This is a genomic window from Lysinibacillus sp. RU7 (genome assembly GCF_057837305.1).
Genome location: NZ_JBYQFK010000072.1, coordinates 1 through 479, shown reverse-complemented (window position 1 = coordinate 479; position 479 = coordinate 1). Strand labels below are relative to the sequence as shown.

The following is a 479-nucleotide window of genomic DNA, read 5'->3' as shown; positions in this document are numbered from 1 at the left end:
GAAATCACGTACCCCTTCGCTTGATGAATCTGTCGAAATATTTCATATTGAAAATAGCCCAAGTCTTGGATACATAAATCATTTTCTTGCACGTTCCTTGTCCGTTGTAATCCGACAGGTGTATCGCTTTCTTTTGCCGCTTGTACGTCTACCCATACTAATTTCCCTGTTAAAAGGTCCAATTCATATTGAATTTTTACCCCAGCTTGTCCAGTCCCAGGGAAATCAGCTTGTAATGTAGGTGGCAACGCAATCGTTGTGGCATCGATGACACGAATGCGCTGAAAAGGAATCGCAAATGATGTAGAAAGCGAAGGCAATTCTAACTGATACTGCGTCTGAAATAATTCAATGAAAAGCAACTGTAGAAAGTCAGCCATCGATGAATTAAACCGTTGATTTAGACCAGCTCGGCTTAAAAAGACGTTTTGTTTCATAAACAGGGCACATAATTTAAATAAACTGGGGTTGATGAAATC

At 39.9% G+C, this 479-nt stretch carries 1 protein-coding gene; it reads right to left on the bottom strand.

Features of this window, described 5'->3' with window-relative positions:
• The coding region (locus AC3II9_RS21530) for a transposase (protein WP_489158728.1) at positions 1 to 437 on the bottom strand (437 nt) is incomplete at its 3' end.
• Between the last annotated feature and the right edge of the window lie 42 nt (positions 438 to 479).